The sequence below is a fragment of the Streptomyces sp. NPDC002088 genome (assembly GCF_040296605.1).
Taxonomy (GTDB): Bacteria; Actinomycetota; Actinomycetes; order Streptomycetales; family Streptomycetaceae; genus Streptomyces.
Window position 1 is genome coordinate 14,052 of record NZ_JBEOXO010000035.1, and the last position, 26,319, is coordinate 40,370.

28 protein-coding genes and 1 pseudogene are annotated in these 26,319 nt (G+C 69.9%); 13 read left to right on the forward strand and 16 right to left on the reverse strand.

Annotation, left to right across the window (positions count from 1 at the left end; all coding sequences use genetic code 11):
• Positions 1 to 77 precede the first annotated feature (77 nt).
• The 4 genes from ABT114_RS43585 to modA form a co-directional block, all read right to left on the reverse strand.
• Entirely contained in the window at positions 78 to 497 is a 420-nt protein-coding gene (locus ABT114_RS43585; protein ID WP_351150861.1) for a TOBE domain-containing protein, read from the reverse strand.
• A gap of 74 nt (positions 498 to 571) precedes the next feature.
• Positions 572 to 1,663: an ABC transporter ATP-binding protein gene (locus tag ABT114_RS43590; RefSeq protein ID WP_351150864.1), complete on the reverse strand. Its 1,092-nt coding sequence runs from the start codon at positions 1,661 to 1,663 to the stop codon at positions 572 to 574.
• A 121-nt stretch (positions 1,664 to 1,784) separates the two neighbouring features.
• Positions 1,785 to 2,642 carry an ABC transporter permease gene (locus ABT114_RS43595; protein WP_351150867.1) on the reverse strand — a complete coding sequence of 286 codons (858 nt, stop codon included), beginning with the start codon at positions 2,640 to 2,642 and terminating at the stop codon, positions 1,785 to 1,787.
• Entirely contained in the window at positions 2,639 to 3,460 is an 822-nt protein-coding gene (gene modA, locus ABT114_RS43600; protein ID WP_351150869.1) for a molybdate ABC transporter substrate-binding protein, read from the reverse strand. Before modA ends, ABT114_RS43595 begins: the two co-directional genes overlap by 4 nt.
• A 208-nt stretch (positions 3,461 to 3,668) precedes the next feature.
• Between modA and ABT114_RS43605 the strand changes: the two genes are divergently transcribed.
• The gene (locus ABT114_RS43605; protein ID WP_351150872.1) at positions 3,669 to 4,157 is read left to right on the forward strand and encodes a molybdopterin-dependent oxidoreductase; all 489 of its coding nucleotides are present in this window, start codon (positions 3,669 to 3,671) and stop codon (positions 4,155 to 4,157) included.
• A 72-nt stretch (positions 4,158 to 4,229) separates the two neighbouring features.
• On the opposite strand, the gene ABT114_RS43610 is transcribed toward ABT114_RS43605, so the two are convergent.
• On the reverse strand, positions 4,230 to 4,625 hold the full coding sequence (locus ABT114_RS43610; protein ID WP_351150875.1) for a TOBE domain-containing protein: 396 nt from the start codon (positions 4,623 to 4,625) through the stop codon (positions 4,230 to 4,232).
• A 213-nt stretch (positions 4,626 to 4,838) separates the two neighbouring features.
• On the opposite strand from ABT114_RS43610, the gene ABT114_RS43615 reads away from it, so the two are divergent.
• Positions 4,839 to 5,264, forward strand: coding sequence for a hypothetical protein (locus ABT114_RS43615; protein ID WP_351150878.1), 426 nt, complete (start codon positions 4,839 to 4,841; stop codon positions 5,262 to 5,264).
• On the opposite strand, the gene ABT114_RS43620 is transcribed toward ABT114_RS43615, so the two are convergent.
• Entirely contained in the window at positions 5,242 to 5,760 is a 519-nt protein-coding gene (locus tag ABT114_RS43620) for a hypothetical protein (protein ID WP_351150881.1), read from the reverse strand. The genes ABT114_RS43615 and ABT114_RS43620 overlap by 23 nt on opposite strands.
• 104 nt (positions 5,761 to 5,864) lie before the next feature.
• Positions 5,865 to 7,820 carry an APC family permease gene (locus ABT114_RS43625; RefSeq protein WP_351150884.1) on the reverse strand — a complete coding sequence of 652 codons (1,956 nt, stop codon included), beginning with the start codon at positions 7,818 to 7,820 and terminating at the stop codon, positions 5,865 to 5,867.
• 452 nt (positions 7,821 to 8,272) lie between these two features.
• Between ABT114_RS43625 and ABT114_RS43630 the strand changes: the two genes are divergently transcribed.
• The 6 genes from ABT114_RS43630 (at position 8,273) to ABT114_RS43655 (ending at position 14,515) form a co-directional block, all read left to right on the forward strand.
• Positions 8,273 to 8,410: a hypothetical protein gene (locus tag ABT114_RS43630; RefSeq protein WP_351151057.1), complete on the forward strand. Its 138-nt coding sequence runs from the start codon at positions 8,273 to 8,275 to the stop codon at positions 8,408 to 8,410.
• A 126-nt stretch (positions 8,411 to 8,536) separates the two neighbouring features.
• Positions 8,537 to 10,078, forward strand: coding sequence for a glycoside hydrolase family 43 protein (locus ABT114_RS43635; RefSeq protein WP_351150887.1), 1,542 nt, complete (start codon positions 8,537 to 8,539; stop codon positions 10,076 to 10,078).
• Positions 10,079 to 10,253: 175 nt separating this feature from the next.
• Positions 10,254 to 11,546, forward strand: a complete 1,293-nt coding sequence (locus tag ABT114_RS43640) for an extracellular solute-binding protein (RefSeq protein WP_351150890.1) — start codon at positions 10,254 to 10,256, stop codon at positions 11,544 to 11,546.
• A 6-nt stretch (positions 11,547 to 11,552) separates the two neighbouring features.
• The gene (locus tag ABT114_RS43645) at positions 11,553 to 12,551 is read left to right on the forward strand and encodes a carbohydrate ABC transporter permease (RefSeq protein WP_351150892.1); all 999 of its coding nucleotides are present in this window, start codon (positions 11,553 to 11,555) and stop codon (positions 12,549 to 12,551) included.
• Between the two features lie 59 nt (positions 12,552 to 12,610).
• A complete protein-coding gene (locus ABT114_RS43650; RefSeq protein ID WP_351151049.1) occupies positions 12,611 to 13,375 on the forward strand; it encodes a carbohydrate ABC transporter permease in 765 nt (254 codons plus the stop codon).
• Positions 13,376 to 13,429: 54 nt separating this feature from the next.
• Positions 13,430 to 14,515 carry an endo-1,4-beta-xylanase gene (locus ABT114_RS43655; protein WP_351150895.1) on the forward strand — a complete coding sequence of 362 codons (1,086 nt, stop codon included), beginning with the start codon at positions 13,430 to 13,432 and terminating at the stop codon, positions 14,513 to 14,515.
• A gap of 40 nt (positions 14,516 to 14,555) precedes the next feature.
• On the opposite strand, the gene ABT114_RS43660 is transcribed toward ABT114_RS43655, so the two are convergent.
• From ABT114_RS43660 to ABT114_RS43670, 3 genes are all read right to left on the reverse strand, one after another.
• Entirely contained in the window at positions 14,556 to 15,602 is a 1,047-nt protein-coding gene (locus ABT114_RS43660) for a LacI family DNA-binding transcriptional regulator (protein ID WP_502988500.1), read from the reverse strand.
• Positions 15,603 to 15,874: 272 nt separating this feature from the next.
• Positions 15,875 to 16,081: a DUF5999 family protein gene (locus ABT114_RS43665; protein WP_351151053.1), complete on the reverse strand. Its 207-nt coding sequence runs from the start codon at positions 16,079 to 16,081 to the stop codon at positions 15,875 to 15,877.
• A 351-nt stretch (positions 16,082 to 16,432) separates the two neighbouring features.
• Positions 16,433 to 17,017, reverse strand: a complete 585-nt coding sequence (locus ABT114_RS43670) for a hypothetical protein (RefSeq protein WP_351150898.1) — start codon at positions 17,015 to 17,017, stop codon at positions 16,433 to 16,435.
• Positions 17,018 to 17,579: 562 nt separating this feature from the next.
• On the opposite strand from ABT114_RS43670, the gene ABT114_RS43675 reads away from it, so the two are divergent.
• On the forward strand, positions 17,580 to 19,097 hold the full coding sequence (locus ABT114_RS43675; RefSeq protein ID WP_351150900.1) for a glutamate-cysteine ligase family protein: 1,518 nt from the start codon (positions 17,580 to 17,582) through the stop codon (positions 19,095 to 19,097).
• 57 nt (positions 19,098 to 19,154) lie between these two features.
• On the opposite strand, the pseudogene ABT114_RS43680 reads toward ABT114_RS43675, so the two are convergent.
• Positions 19,155 to 19,445, reverse strand: a pseudogene (locus tag ABT114_RS43680) (hypothetical protein); the annotation flags it as partial.
• Positions 19,446 to 19,574: 129 nt separating this feature from the next.
• Between ABT114_RS43680 and ABT114_RS43685 the strand changes: the two are divergent.
• On the forward strand, positions 19,575 to 20,354 hold the full coding sequence (locus tag ABT114_RS43685) for a CPBP family intramembrane glutamic endopeptidase (RefSeq protein ID WP_351150906.1): 780 nt from the start codon (positions 19,575 to 19,577) through the stop codon (positions 20,352 to 20,354).
• Positions 20,355 to 20,428: 74 nt separating this feature from the next.
• Here the strand turns inward: ABT114_RS43685 and ABT114_RS43690 are convergent, their stop codons facing one another.
• The 4 genes from ABT114_RS43690 to ABT114_RS43705 all read right to left on the reverse strand — a co-directional run bounded on the left by ABT114_RS43690 (position 20,429) and on the right by ABT114_RS43705 (position 23,491).
• The gene (locus tag ABT114_RS43690; RefSeq protein WP_351150909.1) at positions 20,429 to 21,238 is read right to left on the reverse strand and encodes a PhzF family phenazine biosynthesis protein; all 810 of its coding nucleotides are present in this window, start codon (positions 21,236 to 21,238) and stop codon (positions 20,429 to 20,431) included.
• Between the two features lie 224 nt (positions 21,239 to 21,462).
• Entirely contained in the window at positions 21,463 to 21,891 is a 429-nt protein-coding gene (locus ABT114_RS43695) for a VOC family protein (RefSeq protein WP_266502703.1), read from the reverse strand.
• A gap of 180 nt (positions 21,892 to 22,071) precedes the next feature.
• Positions 22,072 to 22,725: a class I SAM-dependent methyltransferase gene (locus ABT114_RS43700; protein WP_351150913.1), complete on the reverse strand. Its 654-nt coding sequence runs from the start codon at positions 22,723 to 22,725 to the stop codon at positions 22,072 to 22,074.
• Positions 22,726 to 22,840: 115 nt separating this feature from the next.
• Positions 22,841 to 23,491, reverse strand: coding sequence for an HAD family hydrolase (locus ABT114_RS43705; RefSeq protein WP_351150915.1), 651 nt, complete (start codon positions 23,489 to 23,491; stop codon positions 22,841 to 22,843).
• A gap of 174 nt (positions 23,492 to 23,665) precedes the next feature.
• Here ABT114_RS43705 and ABT114_RS43710 point away from each other — a divergent pair, with 174 nt between their 5' ends.
• Both ABT114_RS43710 and ABT114_RS43715 read left to right on the forward strand, forming a co-directional pair.
• Positions 23,666 to 23,815: a hypothetical protein gene (locus ABT114_RS43710; RefSeq protein ID WP_351150917.1), complete on the forward strand. Its 150-nt coding sequence runs from the start codon at positions 23,666 to 23,668 to the stop codon at positions 23,813 to 23,815.
• Between the two features lie 506 nt (positions 23,816 to 24,321).
• Positions 24,322 to 24,954, forward strand: coding sequence for a PadR family transcriptional regulator (locus ABT114_RS43715; RefSeq protein WP_351150920.1), 633 nt, complete (start codon positions 24,322 to 24,324; stop codon positions 24,952 to 24,954).
• Positions 24,955 to 25,018: 64 nt separating this feature from the next.
• Here ABT114_RS43715 and ABT114_RS43720 read toward each other — a convergent pair whose 3' ends face one another.
• On the reverse strand, positions 25,019 to 25,447 hold the full coding sequence (locus ABT114_RS43720) for a type II toxin-antitoxin system Rv0910 family toxin (RefSeq protein ID WP_351150922.1): 429 nt from the start codon (positions 25,445 to 25,447) through the stop codon (positions 25,019 to 25,021).
• Between the two features lie 244 nt (positions 25,448 to 25,691).
• Between ABT114_RS43720 and ABT114_RS43725 the strand changes: the two genes are divergently transcribed.
• A complete protein-coding gene (locus tag ABT114_RS43725) occupies positions 25,692 to 26,249 on the forward strand; it encodes a Clp protease N-terminal domain-containing protein (protein WP_351150925.1) in 558 nt (185 codons plus the stop codon).
• Positions 26,250 to 26,319: the final 70 nt, after the last annotated feature.

The following is a 26,319-nucleotide window of genomic DNA, read 5'->3' on the forward strand; positions in this document are numbered from 1 at the left end:
CGCGGGACGTCCGGTGCGTCGTCTGCCGGTCGCGCAGTTCCCCGCGTCCCTCTTGGGGTGCGGGGAGCCCCTGCGTGTCAGGCGGACGCGAGTGACACCTCGGTCGACTTGATCAGGGCGATGACGGGGGAGCCCGCCGACAGGCCGAGGTCGGTGGCGGCGTCCTTGGTGATCGCCGCGGTCAGTTCGGCGCCGTCGACGGCGACCTTGACGGTGGCCATGGCACCGCCGGTGGCGACGTCACGCACCGTGCCGGGGAGCTGGTTGCGGATGGAGAGGCCGTCGACCCCGTCCGTGGCGAGGGAGACCTCCGTCGACTTCACCAGGGCGCGTACGGCGGAGCCCGCCGTGAGGCCGAGTTCCTCGACGGCCTCCAGGGTGATCGCCGCGGTGAGGTCCTGGCCTCCGGCCAGGCGGACCTTGACGGTTGCCATGACCTCGCCGCGGGTGACGGCGGTGACGGTGCCGGGAATTTGGTTGCGGATGCTCAGGCTCATGGGGGATGCCTCACAGAAGGTGGGGTTTGTCAGGCTTTGGGCCTGGGTGGCCCCACCGTAACCGCGTCTCGGTGTCAGGCTGGGTACGCGTGCGTCTGCGTCGCCTTCACCGTCGCCCAGACCGGTGCGCCCGGGTGCAGGTCGAGTTCGGCCGCGGCGACCGTGGTCAGGTCCGCGGCGAGTGGGAGTTCGCCGGTGAGGCCGGCGCGGATCTGGTCGCCGTGGGTCTCCAGGCCCGCGACCTCGCAGCGCCAGAGGTTGCGGGCGCTGGAGCCGGTGGGACGGTCCCGGTGGAGGGTGACCGCGCTCGGAGGGAAGGCCACGAAGACTCCCCCCGAGAGGTCCTCGGTGGTGGTGATGGCCGGACCCGCCTCGAGGCGGACCGTGTGGCCCTCGGCCTGCCCCCGGTACAGGTTCAGGCCGACCAGCTGTGCGATGTAGTCCGTACGGGGATGACGGGCGATGTCGGACGGGGTGCCCTCCTGGACGACGCGGCCATGCTCGACGACGACCAGTCGGTCGGCCAGCACCATGGCGTCCAGCGGGTCGTGGGTGACCAGGACGGCGACCGCCTCGAACTCGGCCAGGTGGCGGCGGAGTTGGGCCCGTACATCGAGGCGGGTGCGGGCGTCCAGCGCGGCGAGGGGTTCGTCGAGGAGCAGCAGGCGGGGGTGGGTGGCCAGGGCGCGGGCGAGGGCGACGCGCTGCGCCTGACCGCCCGAGAGACGGCGGGGCTTGGCGCCGGTGTGGTCGGCCAGGCCCATACGGTCCAGCCATTCGGCGGCCTGCGCACGGGCCTGCGCCTTGCTCGCGCCCTGGCAGCGCGGTCCGAAGGCCACGTTGTCCAGAGCCGTCAGGTGCGGGAAGAGCAGGTAGTCCTGGAAGACCACGCCGACCGGGCGGGACTCGGGAGGTGTACGGCCCAACGAGACACCGTCGAGACGCAGATGGCCGCCCGTGAGCGGGACGAGACCCGCGAGTGCGCGCAGGGCCGTGGTCTTGCCGGCGCCGTTCGGGCCGAGCAGAGCGACGACGTCACCGGGTGCGGCGGACAGCGCCACGTCGAGGCGGAAGGCGCCGCGGTCCACGACGAGACGGGCGTCGAGGCCCTGGCCGCGCGTGTCCTCGGAGGCGAGGCCGGCCTTGGCGGCGTCGAGATCGGTCATGAAGGAATCGTCCGGCATGGTCGGGGGGTGTGGGCAGAGGTCTTCGTGGTGCTCTTCGGCAGGCGCAGGGGGTGCCACGGAGGTCGTCGTGGCCTGCTGGTCCGTGTTGCTCGGCCGGGCGTCATGACGCCGTCATCCAACGGTCCCGCAAGCCCGCCAGCACCGCGATCGACACGGCCAGCAGCACCAGGCTGAGCGCGATCGCCGCCTCCGGGTCGTTCTGCAGGGCGAGGTAGACCGCGAGCGGCATGGTCTGGGTACGGCCGGGGAAGTTGCCCGCGAAGGTGATCGTCGCGCCGAACTCGCCGAGCGCGCGCGCCCAGGCGAGGACGGCGCCCGCCGCGATGCCAGGCGCGATCAGCGGCAGGGTGACCCGGCGGAACGCGGTGAAGCGGGAGGCGCCCAGGGTGGCGGCCGCCTCCTCGTAGCGCGGATCGGCGGCCCGCAGCGTGCCCTCGACGCTGATGACGAGGAACGGCATCGCCACGAACGTCTCCGCGACGACGACGCCCGTCGTGGTGAACGGCAGCGTGATCCCGAACCAGGCGTCCAGCCACTGGCCGACGACCCCGTTGCGGCCGAGCGCGAGCAGCAACGCCACGCCGCCGACGACCGGGGGGAGGACGAGGGGCAGGGTCACCAGGGCGCGCACGAAGCCACGGCCGGGGAAGTCCGTGCGGGCCAGCACCCAGGCCAGCGGGACGCCGATGACCAGGCTCACCGCGGTCGCCGACGTCGCGCAGACCAGGGACAACTGGAGGGCCTGCCAGACCTCGGCGCTGGTCAGCTGCTCGGGCATGCTGCTCCAGGGCGCCCGTACAAGCAGGGCGATCAGGGGCAGGAGCAGGAAGGCGAGGCCCACGAGCGCGGGCAACAGCAGAGGAAGCGGGACGCCCCGGGTTCCGGTCAGGACACGGCCACGCCGCGGGCCGCCTCTGAGGGTGTCGCCCGCGGTGTCGGCCTTGTCGGTCGGGGTCACGGCTTCAGGAACCCGGCCTCGGTCAGGACCTTCTGGCCCTCGGCGGACTGCACCAGCGCGATGAACGCCTTGGCGGCCTCGGCGTTGGGCGCGTCCTTGAGCAGGGCGATCGGGTAGTCGTTGATGGCGTCGGCGGACTCGGGGAACTCCACGCCCTCCACCTTGTCACCCGCCGCGTGCACATCGGTCTTGTAGACGACCGCGGCGTCGGCCTCCTTCAACTCGACCTTCGTCAGGGCGCTCTTGACATCTTGCTCGTAGGAGACCGGGGTCAGCTTGAGGCTGCTGGCGTCCAGGGCCTTCTGGGCGGCGGCGCCGCACGGCACCGTCTTGTCGCACAGGACGACCTTCAGCGAGGACTTGGTGAGGTCCTTCAGGGAGGCGATCTTGTCGGGGTTGCCCGGCAGGGTGGCGATCTCCAGCTGGTTGCGGACGAAGGTGACGGGCGTGGTGGCGGCGTCCTTCTTGTCCGTCACGATCGCCATGGTCTTGGTACTGGCGGCGGCGAAGACATCGGCGGGGGCGCCGCTGGTGATGCTGGCGGCGAGGGTGTCGCTGCCGCCGAAGTTGAAGGTGACCTTCGTGCCCGGGTGCTCCTTCTCGAAGTCCTTGCCCAGGGTCGTGAAGCTCTCCCTGAGGGAGGCGGCCGCGAAGACGGTGACGGTGCCGGAGAGCTTCGGCGACGCCGACGCCGAGGAGTCGGACTTGGCGGACGAGTCCGAGTCGGAGGAGGAGCAGGCGCTCAGGGCCAGCAACGCGGCGGCACCCGCACCGGCCATCTGCAGGGTGCGGCGGGTCCGGCGTGCGGGACGGGTCATCACGGGTCTACTCCCTCTGCTGCTTCACCTAAGAGCCGTCGGGCCCTTCCACGGCCTCGTGTGGGCCGCGCAGCGATGATACTGCCGCATATGCAAGGCGTAAGTCTCCTGTGGCATCGCATGATCTGCTTGCAATCGGGGTTGGGGTGGGCATGTGCGTTTGTACGGGGCTGTCGTCCGGGTACCGTCATCCGGGAGGTGGTGGCACGTGACGCTCGCGGAGCTCTCCCTGATCGGCGACCTCGCCCGCCCGACCCGCCTGACCGTGCCGGACCTGCTCGGCTGGCGTCAGCACCGGGTGCGGGTCAGCTTCGAGTGCGCCACCAGCGGCACGCAGCACCACCGGTTCGCGGGGCCGCGCCTGTACGACGTGCTGTCCGACGCGGGGCCCGGCTTCGACCCGGTCCGGCGCAAGGACCGACTGCGCTTTCTGATCGCCGTCTCCGGCGCGGACGGGCACCACGCCCTGCTGTCCTGGGCCGAGATCGACCCCGATTTCGCGCATGCCCCGGTTCTGCTCGCGGTGAGCATCGACGACACCCCCCTCGATCACGCCGGACCGCAGCTCGTGCTGCCGCAGGACCGCTGCGGGGCCCGGCACATCAGCGGCATCAGCGCGATACGGGTCGACGGGGGCTACGATTGCCGGCCGCCGACGCCGGCCACACCCGGTCGTGGGTCAGCGGCAGCTCCGTGAACCGGACGCCCGTGACGTCCGCAGGGGCGTTGGCGAGGGCTGGGCGGCCGGGCTGAAGGGGGCCACCCCTGCTCAGACGCGGTCGATGTGCACGTTCGTCGACTTCACCCGGGCGGTGGCCTCCATGCCGACCTCCAGGCCCAGATCCTCCACGGCCTCGCGGGTGAGCAGGGAGACCAGGCGGTGCGGGCCGGCCTGGATCTCCACCTGGGCCGCCACGTCGCCGAGCTTGATCGCGGTGACGATGCCGGGGAAGGCGTTGCGGACCGAGGTGTACGGGGCGTCTTCCTCGGCGTTTCCGGCCCTGGCGAGCTCGACGGAGAACGCGGCGAGGTCCTTTCCGTCGATGAGACGGCGGCCGCTCTCGTCGCGATGGGTGTTCACCCGGCCCGCGTCCGCCCAGCGCCGGGCGGTGTCCGGGCTCACGCCGAGCAGCCGCGCCGCCTGGCCGATTGTGTAGGACTGCATACGGGTCACGATAGGGCCGGGAACGGGTGGTGGTGGACGTGGGGTTGGTCGTTGGGTATAACGCGATATAGCGTTACTCGTCGATGGCGATGATCGGGGTGAGGGTATGTCGGCTGAGCTCACGCATACGGGCGCGTCGCCCGGGCTGCGGGCCTCGCACGCGGACCGGGACCGGGTCGTGGACGTGCCCTGTCCGCCCGCACGCTGGGAGAGTTGGCCGTCCTGACGGCCGACCTGCCCGCCGCGGCAGGGGGAGCCGAGGCCAAGGACGTCGTCCGCATCGAGCAGCAGGGCGCCTCGGCCGTGCGCGGCGACGGCTGGGTGGTGCCGCGGCGGATGGTGATCGAGTCCTCCTGGGGTGATGTCACGCTCGACTTCACCCGGGCGGTGATCACGCACCACACCCTGCACATCGACCTCGACATGCACGCTGGTGCCCTGCGGCTGGTCACCCGGCCGGGCGTCGTCGTGGACACCGACTCCCTGGTGATGGACTACGCCCAGATCAGGACGCGTCCGGCGGGCGCACCGGACACCCCGGTCGTCCTGCGTGTCGAGATCGCCGGCCGTATGCGTTACGGGCAGGTCGTGGCGCGTCCGCCGCGGCGCACGCTGTTCAGGAAATCCCGGACTCCCTGAGCACGGCCCGCGCGGTCGCGTCGTCGATCTCCCGGCCCAGCCGTTCCAGCACCTCGGTGCCCTCCCACAGCGTGCCGCGTTCGCGTGAGCGGCGCGCGCCCGTGTCCAGGTCGTGCCAGAGCAGCGGATTGGCGACGAGGACACGGGGGTCGAGTTCCATCCGGTGGCCGTAGGTGTCCCGCAGGACCAGGTGTCCGGAGACGCCGGGGTACTGCCGTATGTCCGTCAGCGCGTCGGTACGGACCATGCGCCCGCGTACGGGGCCGCGTATCGCCAGCCAGCCGGGTCCCGCGCTGACGCGCTGCGGCAGGAGGACCGTGAGGACCGCGGCGGTCATGGCCAGCCACAGCACGGCCCGCGCCGGCGTCAGGGTTCCGGCGTCCCAGTCGACCAGGAAGGTCAGGCCGCAGAAGACCAGGGCGCAGCCCACCGCGAGCCAGGCGCTGTTCCGCCAGTGGCGGTCGCCGTCCGGGGGGAGTGGTGTGGTGCGTCCCATGAAGTCGACGGTAGGCGTGCGCCGACGGCGTGGACACGGCCGCTGATGGTGCTCTGACGCCGTACGGCCCGATCTTGACGGGGCCCTGACGCTCCGGGCTCTGCTCAGCCGGTGTGGACGCGGGGACGGCGTGCGCGGTCCGGCTCCGCCTCGCGCAGGACCTCCCGGGTGACCGGGGCGACCTCGCCCTGGCCGAAGAGGAAGAAGCGCAGGAAGTTGGCGAAGGGGTTGCCCTCGGTCCACTCGAAGTAGATGTGCGGGGTGCAGCCGGTGGCGTCACGGACGTGCAGGAGCAGCGCGGCCAAGGCGTTGGGGATGGAGGCGGATTCCAGGGTCAGCACGCGGTAGCGGTTGTGCAGGACCTCGCCGCGGACGGTCAGGCCCGCCTCGAACTCGGAGGGGTCCGTCACCGTCACCTCGACGAAGACGAAGTCCTCCTGTTCCGGCATGTCGTTGTCGGCCCGGATCTGCTCGATCTTGTCGCGGTACTCGGCCTTGTCCCGGCGGTCGGGCTCGTTGGCGATGAACCGCATCTTCCGGCTGGCCATGTCCCGGATGAATCGTTCCGCCATGTCGTCGAGCGTCACGCTGGTGACGCGGAGCTCGAAGGCGCGGGCCAGCCGGGAGAGCAGGGAGACCAGGATGATGCCCGCGATGAAGCAGGCGCCGATCTTCACGCCGTCGGGGCGCTCGATGACGTTCAGGACGGTCGTGTAGAGGAAGACCGCCGAAATGACCCCGAACGCGATGGTCCAGTTGCGCTGGCCGGCTTTGTGGGCGGCGATGGTCACGGCGATCGCCGCGGAGCTGATGAGCACCAGCACGCCGGTGGCGTACGCGCCGCCCTGCGCGTCCACGTCCGCGTCGAAGATCCACGTGACGAGGAAACCGATGAGCGTGAAGACGATGACCATCGGGCGGACGGCCCGTGCCCAGTGCGGGGCCATGCCGTAGCGGGGCAGGTAGCGCGGCATCAGGTTCAGCAGGCCCGCCATGGCGGAGGCGCCGGCGAACCACAGGATCGCGATCGTCGACACGTCGTAGACGGTGCCGAAGGTGTTGCCCAGGTATTCGTGGGCCAGGTAGGCGAGGGCGCGTCCGTTGGCCTGGCCGCCGGACTCGAACTCCTTCTCCGGGATCAGGAGGGTGGTGATGAAGCTGGTGGCGATCAGGAAGACGCTCATGATCAGGGCGGCGGTGGTGAGCAGCTTCTTGGTGTCCCGGATGCGGCCGGTCGGCTGTTCCTCGGTGTCGTCCGGGTCGCCTTTGACGTGTGGCATGACGGCGACGCCGGTCTCGAAGCCGGAGAGGCCGAGCGCGAGCTTGGGGAAGACCAGGAGGGCCACGCCGACCATGGCGAAGACGTTGCCGTGTTCGGCGGTCAGGGCGGTGGACCAGTCGGTGACCACGTGGCCGGCGGTGGCGACGTGCCACAGGCCGACGATCACGACGACGACGTTCAGCGCGAGATAGATGCCCACCAGGGCGACGGCGACGCCGATCGCCTCCAGGAAGCCCTTGAGGAACACCGCACCGAGCAGCGCCACCAGGAACAGGGTGATCAGCATCTGCTTGTCGTGCAGGACGCTGTTCAGGTGAGGGTTCTCGACCAGGTGGGTCGAGGCGTCCGCCGCCGACAGGGTGATGGTGATCAGGAAGTCGGTGGCCGCGAACCCCAGCAGGGTCAGGACGAACAGCTTGCCCTGCCAGAACGACAGCAGCCGCTCCAGCATCGCGATCGAACCCTCGCCGTGCGGGCTCTCCTCGGCCACGCGTCGGTACACGGGCAGGGCGCCCGCCAGGGTGACGATCACCAGCACGATGGTCGCGATGGGTGACAGCAGGCCGGCCGCGAGGGCCGCGATGCCCGGCTGGTAGCCGAGGGTCGAGAAGTAGTCGACACCGGTCAGGCACATCACCCGCCACCAACGCTGGCCCTTGTGCGCGGGCTCGGGTACGGCGTGCGGTCCGTGGTGGGCGCCGCCCTTGCCCATGTCGGACAGGCCCTCCAGCATCCAGGCGCGCAGGCGACTGGGAGGCGGGTGTTCGGTTGTGGCCATCGGCGTGCTCCTGATGTGCGGCTCAGCGTGTGGTTCCGGCCATCACGCGGACGGCGGCACCAGCGTAAGCAGAGCGTGACGCCTGGGCCCACGGATCTTGGGGCGGTGGGCGTCAAGCTTCCGTTAAGACTGGCCGCGTGAGCGTGGGCTGCGCATCAAGAAAGGGGCTGGCGGATTGGCCAGGCGCGGGTTGGGCTGTACGGGGGACGGGCAGTTCCAGCTGGGGGGGTGCGGCCGCGGTCATCGATCTCGGCGCACAGAGCGTGACGCAGGCCAGGGCCAGGCGGTGGCGGCGGTGGTCCGGAGTGGTGAAGACCGCTACGCCCACGTACTGACTGCCCCGGAAGCAGATGAAGGCGACAGCCGCAATGCGGCCCCCTCCGGCCCAGCCCGGTTGCCGGCGCCCTGCGCAGCGACTCGGCCTGTGCGTGGCCCCGGCACTGGGCCACGGCATGAGCGACAACTCCATGGCCTCCGGCTACAACCTGGTCGGCCGCCCGCCGGTAGCCGCCGTGCACGCCGGTCGCACGCGGCTCCTCGTCCGCCGCGAGTCCCTGGACGACATCCGCAGCCGCGACGTGGGCCTGTAGCCCGCACCTCGCCGGGGACGGCGGAACGCCTTGCCCGGCTCCCGCCGCCCCCTTACAGTCCGCTCCGTAATGTTCGTCGACGAAGCCGAAAGTTTCGTTCGGCTTCCCGTGGAGGAGCTGACGCGCATGGCGACTCGGACGTACGACAACCCGGTGATCCCCGGATTCCATCCCGACCCCAGCATCTGCCGGGTCGGGGAGGACTACTACCTGGTGTGTTCCAGCTTCGAGTACGTCCCGGGCGTCCCGCTCTTCCACAGCCGCGACCTGGTGCACTGGCGGCAGATCGGCAATGTGCTGGACCGGCCGGGGCAGTTGGAGCTGCCGGAGGATCTGCCCGCCTCGGCCGGGATCTACGCCCCCACCCTCCGGTACCACGACGGCCGGTTCCACATGATCACCACCAACGTCGCCGGCGGAGGCACCTTCCTGGTGCACAGCGAGCGGCCCGAGGGGCCGTGGTCCGATCCGGTGTGGATCGACCTGCCCGGGATCGATCCCGACCTCGCCTGGGACGACGACGGCTCCTGCTGGTGCGCCGTCTCCGGGGTCCGGCTGGCGCGCATCGACGCCACGACCGGGAAGGTGCTCGAAGGGCCGGTCCCCGTCTGGTCCGGGACGGGGATGCAGCATCCGGAGGCCCCGCACCTCTACCGGATCGGTGAGTGGTGGTACCTGATGCTGGCGGAGGGCGGCACGGCCCACGGCCACAGTGTCTCCGTCGCCCGCGCACGCTCGCCGCGCGGGCCGTTCGAACCGGCGCCGGGCAATCCGGTCCTCTCCCACCGCAGTACGGACCTGCCGGTCCAGTGCACCGGGCACGCCGATCTGGTCCAGGCGGCCGACGGCACCTGGTGGATGGTGCTGCTGGGCACGCGTCCGCGCGGCTACTTCCCCCAGTTCCACGTGCTCGGGCGGGAGACCTTCCTGACGCCGGTGGAGTGGGTGGACGGCTGGCCGCGGGTCGGACCGGTCGCCGAGCGGCACCCGGCGCCCGCGGCCTGGCATCCCCTCGAACCGGAGCCGGTGCGCGACGACTTCGACACCGTGGCCCTCGCGCCGTACTGGCTCTCCCCGCGCAGCAGGCCCGACAGCTCCTGGTCGCTGACCCGGCGGCCCGGATGGCTGACGCTGACCGCGACGGGCGACAGCCTGGACCGCCCCGGGCACACGTTCGTCGGCCGTCGGCAGCAGCACCCCGACAGCCGGACGGCGGCTCTCCTGGACGCCGGGCGGGCCCGGGCCGGTCTGTCCGTCCGCCTGGACGAGGCCCACCACTACGACCTCGAGGTGTACGACGGCACGGTGAGCGTCCATGCCCGGATCGGCCCGGTGCGGCAGCGCGTCGCGGAGCACGCCGTGCCGCCCGGACCGATCACGCTGGCCGTCGAGACCCGCACCGGCGGTGTCCTGCCGCCCACGGTCACGACCACCGGGCAGGAGGCCCCCGGGGTGAGGGCCGGCGGGCCCGACACGATCGCTTTCTCGGCCGAGAGTTCCGAAGGGGACGTGCGGCTCGCCGAACTCGACGGCCGCTACCTGTCCACCGAGGTCGCCGGGGGCTTCACCGGACGGGTGATCGGTATGTACGTCACCGAAGGCAGTGCTGCGTACGACTGGTTCGACCACGGTCCGCAGCAGGTGGCGCCGGGCATCGAACCGCGCTGATACCAACCGTGGCGAACTCCGGAGAAGTTGGCGACGGATTCGCCGCGCACAGGGGGTTGCCACCCGTCGGAGGCTGTCTCTAGGGTGCGGCAACAGCGAAGGTTTCTGGATCAAGTCCGAAACTTTCGGAATTCGGACGGGCAGGACGCGCCGTCCCGTACCCAAGGAGCGCATCATGGTCGACCCGGCACTGTCCCGCCGCAGCTTCCTGGCGGTCTCCGCCGCGGCCGGTCTGGGCATGACGGCACTGAGCGGCTGCGGCGGAGACTCGGACGGAGGGTCGTCGGGGACGACCACGATCGAATGGTGGAACATCTCCACCACCGAGCCCACGAAGACCGTCTGGGCTGGCCTGGCCAAGAAGTTCGAGGCTCAGAACCCCCATGTGAAGATCAAGATCGTGCAGCTGGAGAACGACGCCTACAAGTCGAAGATGACGGCGCTCATCGCCTCCGGAAAGCTGCCGGACATCTTCCACACCTGGGGCGGCGGCGTGCTCAAGCAGCAGGTCGACGCCGGGCTCGTCGAGGATCTCAGTGACAGCACCAAGCCCTGGTCGGACAGCATGCTGTCGGTCGCCAAGCAGCCGTACCTGATCGACGACAAGCTGTACGGCGTCCCGTTCGACATCGGCATGATCGGCTTCTGGTACAACAAGGCGCTGTTCAAGCAGGCCGGCATCAGCACGCCTCCGACCACCTGGAGCGGCTTCCTCGACGCCGTGCGCAAGCTGAAGGCCGCCGGTATCACCCCCATCGCCCTTGCGGGCAAGGAGAGCTGGACCGGCATGTATTACTGGGCGTACCTCGCGATGCGCACCGCTGGCGTCGACGCCCTGCAAAAGGCCAACGAGGACAAGGACTTCACCGGCGCCGGTTTCGTCGAGGCCGGGCAGCACCTCAAGGATCTCGTCGGCCTCCAGCCGTTCCAGAAGGGCTTCCTCGGCGCCGCCTACTCCACTCCCACCGGTCAGGCCGCCGCCGTCGGCAACGGCAAGGCGGCGATGGAGCTGATGGGCCAGTGGGCCCCGGTGGTCGAGGCCGACGCGGGCAAGGGCCTCGGCTCGGACCTCGGCTTCTTCCCGTTCCCCGCGGTCGAGGGTGGAAAGGGTGTCATCACCGAGGTGTTCGGCGGTGGCGGCGGGCACGCCCTGCGCAAGGGCGCCCCGAAGGAGGCCGTCGACTTCCTGAAGTTCTTCGCCTCCGAGGCCACCGACCTGGAGCTCGTCAAGAAGACCAACACCCTCCCGGTGGTCCCCGGGGCAGAGAAGGCCCTGAGTGACCCCAACACCAAGGCTGTACAAACCCAGTTGAGCGGTTCCACCGGCTTCCAGCTCTACCTCGACCAGGCCTACGCACCCGCCGTCGGCCAGGAGATCAACGACAGCGTCGCCGCGCTGATCGCCGGCTCCAAGTCCTCCGAGCAGGTCACGCAGTCGATCACGAAGACCGCGAAGGAAGAGCAGTAGCCCACGATGACCTCCACTTTCCTCCCGGACAAGCGGTCGGGCCCGGACGTCGCCCTCCCGCCCCCGACCGCGGCCTCGGCCCGGGGGCGGGCCCGGCGGCGCCTGCTGAACTGGCTCACCGCGGTCGGCTTCCAGGTGCCCGCGCTGGTGATGTTCATCGGTCTGGTCCTGCTGCCGATGCTGTTCGCGCTGTACGCCGCCTTCTTCCGCTGGGGCGGCTTCGGAATGCCCTCCGACTACACGGGCACGGACAACTTCACCCGGCTCTTCCAGGACCCGGTCTTCCTGGGCGACCTGTGGCGCTGTCTGGTCCTGGTCGGCCTGTCGCTCGCGTTCCAGCTGCCGTTCGCGCTCGCCATGGCGGTGCTCCTCAACCAGCGGCTGCGCGGCCGGGCCGTCTACCGGATGCTGTTCTTCGCGCCGTACGTCCTGTCCGAGGCGATCACCGGCGTTCTGTTCGGCATGGTCTTCGCGCCCGACGACGGACTCGCCGACCACATCCTGGGAAGCATCGGTCTGGACGGTCTGGGCGGCGAGTGGTTCGCCGATCCCTCCTACGTCATGGCGACCCTCTTCCTGGTCATGATGTGGAAGTACTTCGGCTTCCACATGATGCTCTACCTGGCCGGACTCCAGTCCATCCCGGCCGAGTTGACCGAGGCGGCGCTGATCGACGGCGCCGGACCCTGGATGCGCTTCCGCCACGTCACCCTGCCGCTGCTCGCGCCCACCCTGCGCATCAGCGTCTTCCTGTCCGTCATCGGGTCGATCCAGCTGTTCGACCTGGTGTGGGTGATCACCCAGGGCGGCCCCGACCACCACTCCGAGACGATGGCCGTGACCATGTTCCAGTACGGCTTCAAGCGCTATCAGGTCGGCTATGCCAGCGCGATCAGCGTGGTCATGTTCGGCATCTGCCTCGTCTTCGCCCTCGCCTACCAGCGGTTCGTGCTCCGCCGCGACCTCGAAGGGGCCACCACGACGATGAGGGGGGACGGCAAGTGACCCGGAAGACCGTACGCAGCCTGCCGCTGCACCTGATCCTCGTCGTCGTCGGCGCGGTGATGATCCTGCCCCTGGTGTACGCCGTGCTGTCCGGCTTCAAGTCCACCGACGAGCTCTCCCGCAACCCGTTCGGGCTGCCCGACCGGTGGCTGACCGGCAACTACACCGACATCGTCGGCTCGGGCGACTTCTGGCGGCTGCTCGGTAACAGCACGCTGATCGCGGTGGCGACGACCGTGCTCGTGGTCGCCGTGTCCGCGCTCGCGGCCTTCTCCTTCGCCCGGTTCGCCTTCCGCGGGCGGGAGGTGCTGTTCACCGTCTTCACGCTGGGGCTGATGTTCCCCTTCGCGGTGGCGGCGCTGCCGCTGTTCCTGATCCTGCGCTACCTGGATCTGCTGGACAACCCGCTGGGCGTGATCCTCCCGCAGGCCGCCTACGGACTGCCGATGACGATCATCATTCTGCGCGGCTTCTTCCAGCAGATCCCCGGCGAGCTGGAGGAGGCGGCCACCCTCGACGGCTGCAGCCCCTTCGGCTTCTTCTGGCGGGTACTGCTGCCCATGGCGCGGCCCGCGCTCGGCACTGTCTCGGTCCTCGCCGTGGTCACCAGCTGGAACAACTTCTTCCTGCCGCTGCTGGTGTTCACCGACAACACCTGGTGGACCCTCCCCATCGGCGTCCAGCAGTTCCAGGGCCAGTACTCGGCGGAGTACGCCCGCGTCTTCGCCTATCTCGTCCTGGCCATGGTCCCCGCCCTGGCCTTCTACTCCGTCGCCGAGCGCCAGCTCGTCGGCGGTCTCACCGCCGGCGCGACGAAGGGATGAGCCGCGCCCGCGGATGTACGGCTCACCAACACCCCGATTGTGAGGAGTCGCACCATGAGCACCATCGGTTCTGAGAGCACCACACGCACAACCCGCCCGTCCCGCACCCGCCTCAGACTCGCCGGAGCCCTCGCCGCCGTCCTGGTCGCCGCCGGCGTCGCCGGTGGCCCGGCGGCCCAGGCGAGCCAGAAGCAGCCGACGCTCGCCGACCTCGCCCAGCGCCACGGCCGCTACTTCGGCAGTGCCACCGACAACCCCGAACTCACCGACAGCGCCTACACGGCGCTGCTCGGCAGCGAGTTCGACATGATCACCCCGGGCAACGGCATGAAGTGGTACGCCACCGAACCCCAGCAGGGCGTCTTCGACTGGTCCAAGGGCGACGAGATCGTGAACCTGGCCCGCGCCAACCACCAGAAGGTCCGCGGCCACACCCTGGTCTGGCACAGTCAGCTGCCGGGTTGGCTCACCAGCCGCGAGTGGACCGCCGACGAGCTGCGGGCCGTGCTGAAGAACCACATCTTCGCCGAGGCACGCCACTACCGCGGCAAGGTCTACTCCTGGGACGTCGTCAACGAGGCGTTCAACGAGGACGGCACCTACCGCGAGACGATCTTCTACAAGACGCTCGGCCCCGGCTACATAGCCGACGCGCTGCGCTGGGCCCACCAGGCCGACCCGCACGCCAAGCTCTACCTCAACGACTACAACATCGAGGCGACCGGCCCGAAGAGCGACGCCTACTACCAGCTCGCCAAGGACCTGAAGGCGCAGGGAGTCCCGCTCGACGGCATCGGCCTCCAGGCCCACCTCGCCCTCCAGTACGGCTATCCCACCACCCTGGAGGAGAACCTGCGCCGCTTCTCCGAGCTCGGCCTCGACACCGCGCTCACCGAGGTCGACGTACGGATGCTGCTGCCCGCGACCGAGGAGAAGCTGGCCCAGCAGGCCGACTGGTACCGGGACATGACCGAGGCGTGCCTGGCGGTGCGCCGGTGCGTGGGGATCACGGTGTGGGACTACACCGACAAGTACTCGTGGATCCCCGCGGTCTTCACGGGAGAGGGCGCGGCCCTGCCGTGGGACGAGCAACTCCAGCCGAAGCCTGCGTACTTCGCGCTGCGGGAGGCGCTGAAGTAACGCCCGTTCCGGGCGCCCGCCTGCCGGGCGCCCGGGAACGTCATGCCGTGGCCGGTGGTGCCGTGCTCGACCGCACCACCAGCTCCGTGCCCAGCTCCACCCGTGGCGAGTCCGGTTGTTCGTCGCGGGCCAGCCGCAGCACCGTACGGACGGCCAGCTTGCCCATGTCCGCGAGCGGCTGGCGGACGGTGGTGAGCGGGGGAGCGGACCAGCGGACTTCCGGAAGGTCGTCGAAACCGACCACACTCATGTCCTCGGGCACGCGCAGCCCGCGCCGGCGCAGCGCCTCGATCGCGCCGAGCGCCATCTGGTCGCTGGCCGCGAACACCGCGGTCGGCGGCTCGGGCAGGTCGAGCAGCTTGCCGCAGGCGCTGAAACCGGACTCGGGGTAGAAGTCGCCGGGAACGATGAGGGATTCGTCGACCGCGATGCCGGCGCCCTCCAGGGCCGCCCGGTAGCCGTCGTGCCGGGCGCGCGAGCACAGCAGCCGGGCCGGCCCGGCGATCAGGCCGATCCTGCGGTGGCCGAGGGACAACAGATGCTCGGTGGCCGCCATGCCCCCCGACCAGTTGGCGGCGCCGATGGTGGGCGCGTCCAGGGCGGGGGAGCCCGTCGGGTCGACGACCACCAGCGGGACGCCGAGGATGCGCAACTCCTCGTGCAGGACCGGCTCCAGGGCCGAGGTGACGAGGATGACGCCGTCGGATGCGCGGGCCCGCAGGTTGCGCATCCAGCCGCGGGCGTCGCCCGAGCGCCCGTGGATGGCCGACACCACGGTGCCCACGCCGGCCGCGTGGGCGACCTCCTCGACACCCCGGATGATCTCCACCGCCCAGGGGCTGTCGAGGTCGTTGAAGACCAGGTCGAGCAGGGCCGCGCGGGTGGTGGCGGCCGCGGGGCGCTTGCGGTAGCCGTGCAGGCGCAGCAGGTCCTCGACCCGGGCCCGGGTCGAGGGCGACACGTCGGACCGGCCGTTGACCACCCGGGACACGGTCGGCACCGAGACTCCGGCCTGCCGGGCGATCTCCGTGATCGTGACCTTGCCTCGCACAGCCTCCGACTCCGTGATCGTGACCTTGCCTCGCACAGCCTCCGACGCCGTCCCACCGTCGGCCTCGCGTGCTGCCAATGCCCCCACCTCCGTCGCTCCGGACGCACTCTCGAAACTTCCAGGAGTCTTCCGGAAAACGGGCGGTCGTGGGAAGTCATCGCGGGGATCTTCCGGATCTCGTACGGAGAACTACGGTGAGTGATCACCCCCGGACATGCGTCGGGGCCGGTTCGCAGAGAGTCTGCGGTCCGGCCCCTCATGTCTCCCGGCGGCATACCGCGCCGCCCGATGGTGCGGGTTGACGGGCCCTAGGCGGCCGTCACGACCCGGCTGGTCTCCAGTGGGCGGTGCGGGGCGATGATCTGGCCGTCCGGCAGGAGCTCACCGGTGTCCTCGAAGAGGAGCACGCCGTTGCACAGCAGGCTCCAGCCCTGCTCCGGGTGGTGCGCCATGAGGCGGGCGGATTCCCGGTCGGCGGAGTCGGCTGTCGGGCACGGTGGCTGGTGCTGGCACATGGGTGGGATCTCTCGCTCTGTCGTGGTCATGTCCGCCCCCGTTGCGGTTGGTCGGTCGGAACCCAGTGTTGCCCTACGGGCGTCAATCCGCAGGGATTTCGCTGCACCGCTTCTCACAGGTTGATGACGCATCACTGCCGCGAGCGGTTCATTCCAACTGCACGGCCTCTTCGGGTGGTTCGAAGTGGTCGTACAGGGCTAGTTCCTACGGGTCGGAGGCAATTTCCAGCTCGTACGAGCACTTTGCGGCTCTTACGAGCGCGGCCTATTGGCGCCGGAAACGCACGCGTACCCCGCTGCCCGGAAATTCGGCGGCGGGGTACGAGTACGGGCGGAGGCGATCCCCCGGTGTCAGGCCGGCTGGCTCAGCAGTGGTGCCGGAGTCGCCCGATGCGTCAGCACCGGGAGCAGTTCGGCGACCCGGTGCGGGCGGTGGGCCGCGATGCCGGGCGGGGCCGGCGCCAGTGGGACCAGCAGGTCCGTCGCGGCGGGGTGGCCTTCGGCGCCGTCCGCATCGCAGTCGCCGTGCAGCCACAGCGTGAGCATGTACAGGCCCGGCATGGACAGCAGGCGCGCCTGGTAGGGCTGTTGCACCGTCTCGGCCTGGCGCAGCGCGAGCTCGGTGGAGGCGATGTAGGGGCCCTCGAAGAAGTGCGAGAAGGCCCAGCCGTCGGGGGTGAGCCTGGTCTCGGCGGCGGCCACCGCGCGGTCGCCGCAGCGGATCAGGAACCGCCAGCCGGCCAGCCGGGTCGCGGACACGCCTTCGGGGGTGATTCGGTCCAGTACGTGGACGGGCAGCGGGAGTTCGGGCGTCGCGGGCCCCTGGGCGGTGCGCAAGGAGGGGGTTCGGGCCTCGCGGACCGCGGTGGGGGAACCGAGGGCCGTGAGGACGGAGCGGAGGGCAGGCGAGGGAGCCGGGGGGACATGCAGCGGCATGGTGGGTCGCCTCTCATTCGACAGGCACGGTGGCGCGAGGGCGGGGCGTGGGCGGACGGCGCTGTCAGCTCTCGGAGGTCGGAGAGGCAGGGGCCGGGGTCTCTGAACCAGGATGCGGGTGTGCCTGTCGTACGTCACCCTCGACGACAGGTTCCTTCGACCGTGGGCGCCAACCTTCTCCGCCTTGTTCGCGGAGTTTATACGACGAGTGTTCATACTGTGTTTCGTCTAGCCGTTTCCCGCGGTTTCGGCAAGGGTTCATTCGGTCGGCGGTACGCGGGAATCGTCCCGGTTCCGGGCTCGCTGCGCGGCGATGACCTCGGGTTATGCAGGTGCGGCGGTCGGCCAATTTTCGTCGGCGTTTTTCACGAGGCACAGCGGGTACTCGAAAGTGCACACTGTTTCATGCCCCGTGAATGTGCCGCCGGTCACTTCCGACCAATGTAGCGGCTGCCCGGCCCGGTGGGAACGTTATCGATCGCTTCCACTGGGCATCATCCCACCTGACCCAGGACACCGGCGGCCGGAATCTTCGGGCCGCCCGCCGAGGAGGGACGCTTCCATGGGGGAGAAGGTCGTGGCGGGTCGGTTCGATCTGTCCGATCGACAGCGCTACCGTGACAAGCTCCGGCGGTGTCTGGCGGGGCTGGAGCGGCTTCTGCAGGAGAAGCGGTTCGATCGCCCGAAGAACCTCATGGGGCTGGAGATCGAACTGAATCTGGTCGGCGCCGACGGCATGCCGAAAATGCTCAATGCCCAGGTGCTCGAACGGATCGCAAGCCGAGATTTCCAAACAGAACTCGCCATGTTCAATCTGGAAGTCAACATAGCCCCACACCGATTGGGTGAGCGGGTATTCGACCGGCTCGCCGAGGAACTCCGTACGTCCTTGGCATATGCCGACCGGAAAGCGGGCGAGCTCGACGCCGGAATCATGATGATCGGGATTCTGCCGACCCTCGACCGGGACGATCTGGTGTCCTCCAACCTTTCCGACGTCGACCGCTACACCCTGCTCAACGACCAGATCGTGGCCGCCCGCGGCGAGGACTTCGTGCTCGACATAGACGGCATCGAGCGCCTCACCTGTACCTCCAAATCCATCGCTCCCGAGGCCGCCTGCACCTCCGTGCAGCTGCACCTCCAGGTCACCCCGGGCCGGTTCGCGGACGTGTGGAACGCCGCCCAGGCCGTCGCCGCCGCGCAGATCGCCGTGGGCGCCAACTCGCCCTTCCTGTTCGGCCGCGAGCTGTGGCGTGAGTCCAGGCCCCCGCTGTTCCAGCAGTCCACCGACACCCGCCCGCCCGAGCTCCAGGCCCAGGGCGTACGGCCGCGGACCTGGTTCGGCGAGCGGTGGATCTCCTCGGCGTACGACCTGTTCGAGGAGAACCTGCGTTACTACCCGGCACTGCTGCCCATCTGTGACGACGAGGACCCGCTCGAGGTCCTGGGGGCGGGCGGCGTCCCGTCACTCGCCGAACTCGTCCTGCACAACGGCACGGTGTACCGCTGGAACCGCCCCGTCTACGGCATCGCCGACGGCCACCCACATCTGCGCGTCGAGAACCGGGTGCTGCCCGCCGGGCCCACCGTCACGGACGTCCTGGCCAACGCGGCCTTCTACTACGGCGTCGTGCGTGCGCTGGCCGAGGAGTCGCGGCCGGTGTGGACCCGGCTGCCCTTCGAGGCGGCCGCCGCCAACTTCGACGCCGCGTGCCGGTACGGCATCGACGCCCGCCTCGAGTGGCCCCGACGCGGTCGGCTGGGCGGCACGACCCAGGTCGACGCCGTCGGCCTCGTACGCGACGAGCTGTTGCCCCTCGCCGAGGCCGGGCTCGACGCATGGGGGGTCGAACCCGTCGACCGCGACCTGTACCTGGGCGTGATCGACGAGCGCTGCCGGCGGCGGACCAACGGCGCGTCCTGGCAGGCGGCCACCTTCCACCGGGCCCTGGAGAAGGGCCTGTCCCGGGACGCCGCGCTGGCCGCCACCACCCGGCGGTACCGCGACCTGATGAATCTCGGGGAGCCGGTGCACACCTGGCCGGTGGGGCTGCCCGAGCCGGTGCCGCTCGGGTGACGCGCAGGGTCAGCCCCGGCTTCCACTCGCCCCCGCCGCCACGATCGCCTTCAGGATCACCATATGGATCTGCGAGGGATCGCTGACCGACTGCCCCGAGCCGCCGGTCGCGCCGGCGATCTGCTGCCCCCACACATCCGAGTCCGGCACCCACACCTGCGCGTCGGGCTTCGGTTGTCCTGACAGGAGGATCCGAAGGAGAGCAGTCCGCCCTGCACGGCGGTCGCCGTGCAGGGCGGCGACGGTGAGGACGAGGACCGTCGTGACGGCCACGGTCCGGCGGCGGGCGCGGGGACGGGGGTCGGCTGTGCCCGCACCGTACTGATCGGGCAAGCTGTGACGTCCCATGACGGTGGTGCCCCTCCCTGGTGAACCTCGCGCCGGATGACGGCCGTATGGCATGCAGAGGCCGGGCCAAGATGGGCATGGGGCGGGATTACTCAACTGGAGGCAGGTGTGCACGTGGAGGCGGACTCGATGGCCGATTCTTTTCCGCAGGAGCGGCCCTCGCGACGGATTCTCCGGGACGAGACGCTGCTCGTCCTGGGGCTTTCGCTCGGTGCGAGCGGAGTGTCCGCCCTGATCAGCTTTGTTGGATCGGTCACCAAACCGGGGGGTCTCAAGGACCAGGCGGCCACTCTCAACGCCTCGGCCGCGCCCGGTCGTCCCTGGCTGGATCTTGCCTGGCAGCTCTTCGGGATCGCCTCGGCCCTGGTGCCGGTCGCGCTCGTCGCCCACTTCCTGCTGCGCGAGGGCCAGGGCCTGCGCACCCTCGGCTTCGACCGCACCCGGCCCTGGCCCGACCTGGGCCGCGGGGCGGGGGTCGCGGCGGTGATCGGCAGCGCCGGAATCGCCTTCTACCTGGCCGCCCGCGGCCTGGGCTTCAACCTCACGGTGGTGCCGGAGGCGCTGCCGGACGTGTGGTGGAAGTACCCGGTGCTGATCCTCTCGGCGCTGCAGAACGCGATCCTCGAGGAAGTCATCGTCGTCGGCTATCTGCTGCGCCGGCTGGGCCAGTTGGGCTGGACCCCGGGCACCGCACTGGTGGCCAGTTCCGTACTGCGCGGCTCCTACCACCTCTACCAGGGCATCGGCGGCTTCGTCGGCAACATGGTGATGGGCGTGGTGTTCGTCTACCTCTACCGGCGCTGGGGCCGGGTGGGCCCCCTGGTGGTGGCGCATTCCCTGCTCGACATCGGGGCGTTCGTCGGGTACGCGCTGCTGGCGGGCAAGGTGGGGTGGCTGCCCACGGCGTGAGCGGCGCTGTGAGGCAGCGTGAGGGGCGTACGGCGACGTCGTACGCCCCTTTTCTCTACGGCCTGTTGCCGCTGTCAGGCGAACAGTTCGCCCTCGATGACGGTGACCGCGCGGCCGCTCAGCAGCGTGCGGTCGCCGCGCAGGTCGGTGCGGACGCTGCCGGAGCGGGGTGAGGCCTGCAGACCGGTGAGGCCGGGCCGGCCGAGGCGCTCGGACCAGAAGGGGGCGAGGGCGGTGTGGGCGCTGCCGGTGACCGGGTCCTCGTCGATGCCGACGTTGGGGAAGAAGCAGCGGGAGACGAAGTCGTAGCCGCGGGCGGGGTCCTCGGCACGGGCGGTGGCGATGATGCCGCGCGCCGAGTAGGCGGCGAGGGCCTGGTGGTCGGGCTTCAGGGCGTGGACGGTCTTCTCGTCGGCGAGTTCGAGGAGCAGGTCGCCGACGTTCGGGCCGGTGTCGAAGGCCGCGCGGGGCTCGGCGCCGAGAGCCTCGGCGACCCCGTCCGGGAGCTCGACCTGCGTCAGCGGGGCCGTGGGGAAGTCCAGGGTGATCGAGCCGTCCTCGCGGGGCGTGGCGATCAGGACGCCGCTGCGTGTGGCGAACCGGACGGGACCCTCGTGGGCGCCCGTGGTGTGCAGGACGTGGGCGGTGGCGAGCGTGGCGTGACCGCACATCGCGACCTCGGTGGCGGGCGTGAACCAGCGCAGCGCCCAGTCGGCCTCGCCACCCTCGGGCAGACGGTGGGCGAACGCGGTCTCGGCGTGATTGACCTCCAGGGCCACCTTCTGGAGCCAGTCGTCGTCCGGGAAGGAGTCGAGGAGCAGGACCCCGGCCGGGTTGCCGGCGAAGGGACGGTCGGTGAAGGCGTCGACGATACGAATGCGCATGCCACGACGCTAGAGCCCCGCGATGCGGCAGACCAAGGCCAATCCGCCGGCGCTGGACCGGTTTCGGCGACAGCGCCGGGCCGGCACCGGGCCGCGGGGCCAGGCCGACACCGGGTTCGGCGCTGGGCCGCGGGGCCAGGCCGGCATCGGGCCACGGCAGGCGGGGGACCGGCGTCAGGACTGGACGGGCCACCGCGCCGTCCCGGCGCCGGGACGCGTCCCCCTCAGTCGATGCAGAACTCGTTGCCCTCGATGTCCTGCATCGGGATGCACGAATCATTGCCGTCATACAGCGTTCGCACGTGTACCGCGCCGAGCGGGACCAGTCGTGCGCATTCGGCCTCAAGTGCGGCGAGGCGCTCTTCACCCACGAGTCCGGTGCCGACCCGCACATCAAGGTGCAGCCGGTTCTTGGCGGCCTTCCCTTCGGGGACGCGCTGGAAGTACAGTCGCGGGCCCACACCTGAGGGATCACTGCAGGCGAACCACGAATCCCGCTGCTCAGGTGGCTGCGAGCGCTTGAAATCGTCCCAAGTGGCAAACCCCTCCGGTGGCGGCGGTACTACGTACCCCAACACCTCGCACCAGAAACGAGCGAGGCGCTCAGGTTCTGCGCAGTCGAAGGTGACTTGGAACTTCTTGATCGACGTCATCGGTCCACCATATTGGCGCGTGCTGTACACCGAGATCCCGGGGTTTCATCGCCGTGCGGGGCGAGGTCTCGCGTGACATGAGTAGCGCCAACGGCTGAGACGCGTGGACTGGGTTCGCTGAGACGGAACGGCAGATCTTCGGCGTGCGGCGAGATCAATCCCGGTGGATCTGACCTGCGCTCATGCCGATTCGGACTTGCGCGCGAGGATCTGGATACCCGTTGACTCGTGACCGTTCATGGTGAGCACCGTGATGGTTCGGGTGTCGATGGTCCGGAACCCAGGAAGCAGGGTGGCGAACCACTCGCGGGCGTGATGGCGGCAGATCGCACCGTCGGCGGTTTCGAACACGCCGTAGCTGCCGTAGTGATCAACATGCCGGTCATAGCGATCGCGGTTGCGTTCGTCGTCTTGCAGCAGAAGGTCGCTGATGTAGAGGATGCCGCCGGGCTTGAGGACGCGGGTCAGCTCGGCGATCAACCGATGTTGAGCCTCGTTGCCGGGAATGCAGGTCAGCACGGCGAAGAGAAGAACCGCGTCGAAGCCTGCGTCTGGATAGGGCGAGGCTGGTGGTGCATCCAGGGCGGCAAAGCGCATGGTGGGGTGAAGACGGCGTGCGCGACTGATCATTCCCGGAGAGGCGTCGACACCCGTGAGGTTGTCGAAGCCGCGCTGCTGGAGTTCCTCCATGATGCGGCCGTATCCGCATCCGTAGTCGAGGATCGCCGCGTGCGTGCTGACCCCGTCGAGCCAGGGTAGATGGAGCGGGTGGGTGAACGTCTTCGTGGCCGCAGCGGCATCCCAGTAGGGGACCTGACTGTCGAGGTCGGACATGGCAGATGCCTCCCTGGGAACTCGGCTGAAGCCGGTCGTGGTGTCACGGCGGTGGGGCCTCGATGAGTCGACCACGCTCGAAGCGAGCGACGGCCGGGAAACGAGCGACGAGGCTTTATCCGGGTGCGGTGATGGCGTGGTTGATCGCGGAGGCGACGTCGGCAGCGACGCGGGTGGGCTGGTAGGAGTCGTGGGGCCAGGCACGTCCGTCCGTCACCCACACGCTTTGAAGGCCGAGCGCGCTGGCGCCCGCGATGTCGGCGTGGGGTGAATCGCCGATGACCCACGCGCCCGGGAGGGGGACACCGACGGCATCGGCTGCCGCTTGGAAGATCTCCGGTTCTGGTTTCTTGTAGCCGACTGCTTCGGAGATGACCCAGTCCTGGACAAGTCGGTCGAGTCCGGTCTTCCGGATCTTCGCCTCCTGCTGGACGATGCGCCCGTTGGTGACGATGACGCAAGTCCAGCCGTCCGCCTGCGCTTTGCCCAGCGCCTCGCGGGCTGAGTGAGCCAGGACGACGCGGTCGGCGGCGCCGTTGTCGAGAAGGGCACGGACGGCGGCGGTTTGCACCACGTCGCCGTATCGGTCGGTGAGGGCTGCGGCGACTTCGCAACGCGCGGTGTAGCCGCTTGCGTCGATGGCCATCACCCATGTGAGGTCGGAGCTGGGCAGGTCGTGCTCGGCAAGGAAGTCGGCGACGGCGGCGCGGAAGGCCGCATCGCGGTCGACAAGGGTGTTGTCGAGGTCCAGCAGCAACAACGGCATGACCGGGAGTAGATCATGGAACCTGCTGCGAGGCAGGCCAGTTTCCGGCTGGCATCGGCATGAGGTCGGCGAAGCGGATGTTGTGGATCGTCAAGGACGGACTTCTGCAGAGCCACTAAGCAGCGGTAGTAGGGGTGGAACGGGCTCCACCGTGTTTCGGCTTTCGTCCACCAGATGATGAATCCGATCGTCCTCGACGACGCGTCGGCGGTCTCGGCGACCGCCCGTCGCATGGCCTCCACCACGGCCGGGTCGACCTGGCGGAAGGCCTGCATCTGCTTCGCCGACCGGCCATCCGCCAGCCCGACCAGCCCATCCCGCTGATAGCGCTGCCACCGCTGCTTGATGCCGCTTGCGGACACCTGGTGCCCGGCTGCCGTCAGCTCAGCCGCCTTGGCCCGCTCACGCTGGGCCAGCGAGCACCGTTTCGGATCGAACTCCGGCCGGGGACGCGTCCCCTCCGGAGCGTCCGGCGGCAGTCCGTGCAGGACCTCCAGGATGTGCCTCTCCCACCAGCGGGCCCGCTCAGCGGCAGCCTCAGGGAACTCCGCGATCCGGGACGTCGGCAGCACCCGCAGCTTCCCGGTCACCGGTCAACCCCACACGACAACTCGATGCACGGCCCTGCCTGATGCACCCCAGCCGGTACAGCCATCCAGCACCCCCAGTGCACTCAGCCGCGCGACCAGGTTCGCTGAGACAGAAGCCCGAACGGCTCGATTGAGTGAGACGGGACAGCCGACGAGAACGAGCAGGGGCTTGCCGCGCGAGTCGTTCCGATATATCGTTGAAGCATCGCGACTGATCAACGACTGAATGGAGTGATTGCGATGCGTACCCACGGATTCGAGCGTGGACATCGACAGGACGGCCCCTCCCGGCGCGGCCGGGGCGGCGACGGACGGCGTGCGGCCTTCGGGCCCTTCGGCCCCGGCGGTCCCGGATTCGGTCCCGGCGGCCCCGGATTCGGTCCGGGCGGACCCGGGCCCTGGGGTGGACGAGGGCGTGGCGGACCCAGGGGAAGGGCGCGGCGAGGTGACGTACGTGCCTCGATCCTGGCCCTGCTCAAGGACCGGCCCATGCACGGCTACGAGATGATCCAGGAGATCGCCGAGCGCAGCGGCGGGGCGTGGAAGCCCAGCCCCGGTTCGGTGTACCCCACCCTCCAACTGCTGGAGGACGAGGGCCTGATCGTCAGTGAGACCGAGGGCGGCAAGAAGCTGTTCTCGCTCACCGAGTCGGGCCGCACGGCCGCTGAGGAAGGCGCTGACGCGCCTTGGGAGGAGGCCTCGCGCGGAGTCGACTGGGAGGCCCTCACCGAGATCCGCCAGGCCGGCTTCGGTCTGATGGAGGCTTTCGGTCAGGTCTGGAAGACCGGCAGCAAGGAGCAGCGTGAGAAGGCGCTGACCGTCATCAACGACGCCCGCAAGAAGCTGTACCTGATCCTCGCCGACGAGGACTGACAGCAGTACGGCACGGCAGAGGCGCCCCGCGGAGCACTCCGCGGGGCGCCTCTGCGCGCGCCCCTCAGGTCACCAGCCCGTCCAGCTTGCGCAGTGACTCGTTGAGCGCGGCCGTCGCCGAGTCCTTCAGCTTGCCTGCCATCAGCGAGACGGCGGCGCCCGTGAACTCTCCGTCCATGCGGACCGTCGTGGCGTCGCCGTCGGGCGTGAGCGTGTAGCGCGTGGCTACGGTCACCGCCATCGGGCCCTTGCCGCGGATGGCGAGCACGCGGGCCGGCTCCAGTTCCTCGACGGTCCACTCGACCTCCGCCGGGAAGCCCATCAGCTTCATGTTCTCCTGGAACGTGGCGCCCACTTCGAGGGTCTGTGGACCGCCCTTGGGGAAGTTGGTGTGGGTCGCGTTCCATTCGCCGTAGGCGGACCAGTCCGTGAGCTGTGCCCACACCTTCTCGGCGGGGGCCTGGATGCGTGCCTCCGCGCTGACTTCGGCCATGCGACCACCTCTTCGTGTCGGGCTACGGTGTCGCGGAACGTAGCCGCAGAGCCCCGAACATTCAATACTGATGAACCGTCAGAAAAAAATTGCGGAGCAAGGCGGCGCGCGCCCCTCCGGGAGAAACGGCGTGATCTCATCCGTAAGGAGGAGATTCCCGCCCGCGTTGTCCACTCTGCGTGGGACGCGAGAATGCTTCGCGCCGGGGATGTCCGGATCCGCAGGGGCTGATGAGCTAGGAGATGTGCAACCCCGTAATTCCCGGCAGTCGACCAGCGACCAGGGCATCCGTCGCGCCGACGGCGAGGCCGGGCTCAGTGTCGAACTGGCGGCGGTGGTCGCCGGTGCCCGGCGCAGGGCGCTCCGGGACGGGGACCGCCAGATCGACACCGCCCATCTGCTCCACTCGCTCCTGGAATCCGACCCCGAGGCGCGCGCCGTCTTCGGCGAAGGGCCGCAGATCGCCCGCCTGCTCGGCTATCTCGTCCAGCGCAGCATCGGCTACGGCCTGCGCTGGCAGGGCGGTGTCGAGGACTCCGGCGCCCTGCCCGTGGTGACGGAGGCGGCGGCCGAGGGTTTCTCGCCGCTGGCCGCGGGTGTCATGGAGGACGCCTGCGCACGCGCCGCGCTGCGCGGCGGCGAACCGGCCCGCGGTGTGGACCTGCTCGCGGCGATCGTCGTCGACCCGCAGGCGCGGGCCGTGGAGGTGCTGGCCCGCGCCGGCGTCGACCCGCGCGAGGTGACCGCCCGGATCGACGGCGGCCTGGAGGAGTACGTCGGGGGTGGCGAGGCGGCCTGGTGACCCATGGCCCGTGACCCGTGACCTGGTGAAGGGCCGCGCGTCCAGCCGGTGAGACAGGTGTCATCGGGGG

Coding starts and splice junctions, on each gene's coding strand:
- ABT114_RS43585 (WP_351150861.1), bottom strand. CDS start 497: ATGAGCCTGAGCATCCGCAACCAAATTCCCGGCACCGTCACCGCCGTC.
- ABT114_RS43590 (WP_351150864.1), bottom strand. CDS start 1,663: ATGACCGATCTCGACGCCGCCAAGGCCGGCCTCGCCTCCGAGGACACG.
- modA (WP_351150869.1), bottom strand. CDS start 3,460: ATGACCCGTCCCGCACGCCGGACCCGCCGCACCCTGCAGATGGCCGGT.
- ABT114_RS43610 (WP_351150875.1), bottom strand. CDS start 4,625: ATGCAGTCCTACACAATCGGCCAGGCGGCGCGGCTGCTCGGCGTGAGC.
- ABT114_RS43620 (WP_351150881.1), bottom strand. CDS start 5,760: ATGGGACGCACCACACCACTCCCCCCGGACGGCGACCGCCACTGGCGG.
- ABT114_RS43625 (WP_351150884.1), bottom strand. CDS start 7,820: ATGGCCACAACCGAACACCCGCCTCCCAGTCGCCTGCGCGCCTGGATG.
- ABT114_RS43630 (WP_351151057.1), top strand. CDS start 8,273: ATGAGCGACAACTCCATGGCCTCCGGCTACAACCTGGTCGGCCGCCCG.
- ABT114_RS43635 (WP_351150887.1), top strand. CDS start 8,537: ATGGCGACTCGGACGTACGACAACCCGGTGATCCCCGGATTCCATCCC.
- ABT114_RS43640 (WP_351150890.1), top strand. CDS start 10,254: ATGGTCGACCCGGCACTGTCCCGCCGCAGCTTCCTGGCGGTCTCCGCC.
- ABT114_RS43645 (WP_351150892.1), top strand. CDS start 11,553: ATGACCTCCACTTTCCTCCCGGACAAGCGGTCGGGCCCGGACGTCGCC.
- ABT114_RS43650 (WP_351151049.1), top strand. CDS start 12,611: ATGATCCTGCCCCTGGTGTACGCCGTGCTGTCCGGCTTCAAGTCCACC.
- ABT114_RS43655 (WP_351150895.1), top strand. CDS start 13,430: ATGAGCACCATCGGTTCTGAGAGCACCACACGCACAACCCGCCCGTCC.
- ABT114_RS43665 (WP_351151053.1), bottom strand. CDS start 16,081: ATGTGCCAGCACCAGCCACCGTGCCCGACAGCCGACTCCGCCGACCGG.
- ABT114_RS43670 (WP_351150898.1), bottom strand. CDS start 17,017: ATGCCGCTGCATGTCCCCCCGGCTCCCTCGCCTGCCCTCCGCTCCGTC.
- ABT114_RS43675 (WP_351150900.1), top strand. CDS start 17,580: ATGGGGGAGAAGGTCGTGGCGGGTCGGTTCGATCTGTCCGATCGACAG.
- ABT114_RS43685 (WP_351150906.1), top strand. CDS start 19,575: ATGGCCGATTCTTTTCCGCAGGAGCGGCCCTCGCGACGGATTCTCCGG.
- ABT114_RS43690 (WP_351150909.1), bottom strand. CDS start 21,238: ATGCGCATTCGTATCGTCGACGCCTTCACCGACCGTCCCTTCGCCGGC.
- ABT114_RS43695 (WP_266502703.1), bottom strand. CDS start 21,891: ATGACGTCGATCAAGAAGTTCCAAGTCACCTTCGACTGCGCAGAACCT.
- ABT114_RS43700 (WP_351150913.1), bottom strand. CDS start 22,725: ATGTCCGACCTCGACAGTCAGGTCCCCTACTGGGATGCCGCTGCGGCC.
- ABT114_RS43705 (WP_351150915.1), bottom strand. CDS start 23,491: ATGCCGTTGTTGCTGCTGGACCTCGACAACACCCTTGTCGACCGCGAT.
- ABT114_RS43710 (WP_351150917.1), top strand. CDS start 23,666: ATGATGAATCCGATCGTCCTCGACGACGCGTCGGCGGTCTCGGCGACC.
- ABT114_RS43715 (WP_351150920.1), top strand. CDS start 24,322: ATGCGTACCCACGGATTCGAGCGTGGACATCGACAGGACGGCCCCTCC.
- ABT114_RS43720 (WP_351150922.1), bottom strand. CDS start 25,447: ATGGCCGAAGTCAGCGCGGAGGCACGCATCCAGGCCCCCGCCGAGAAG.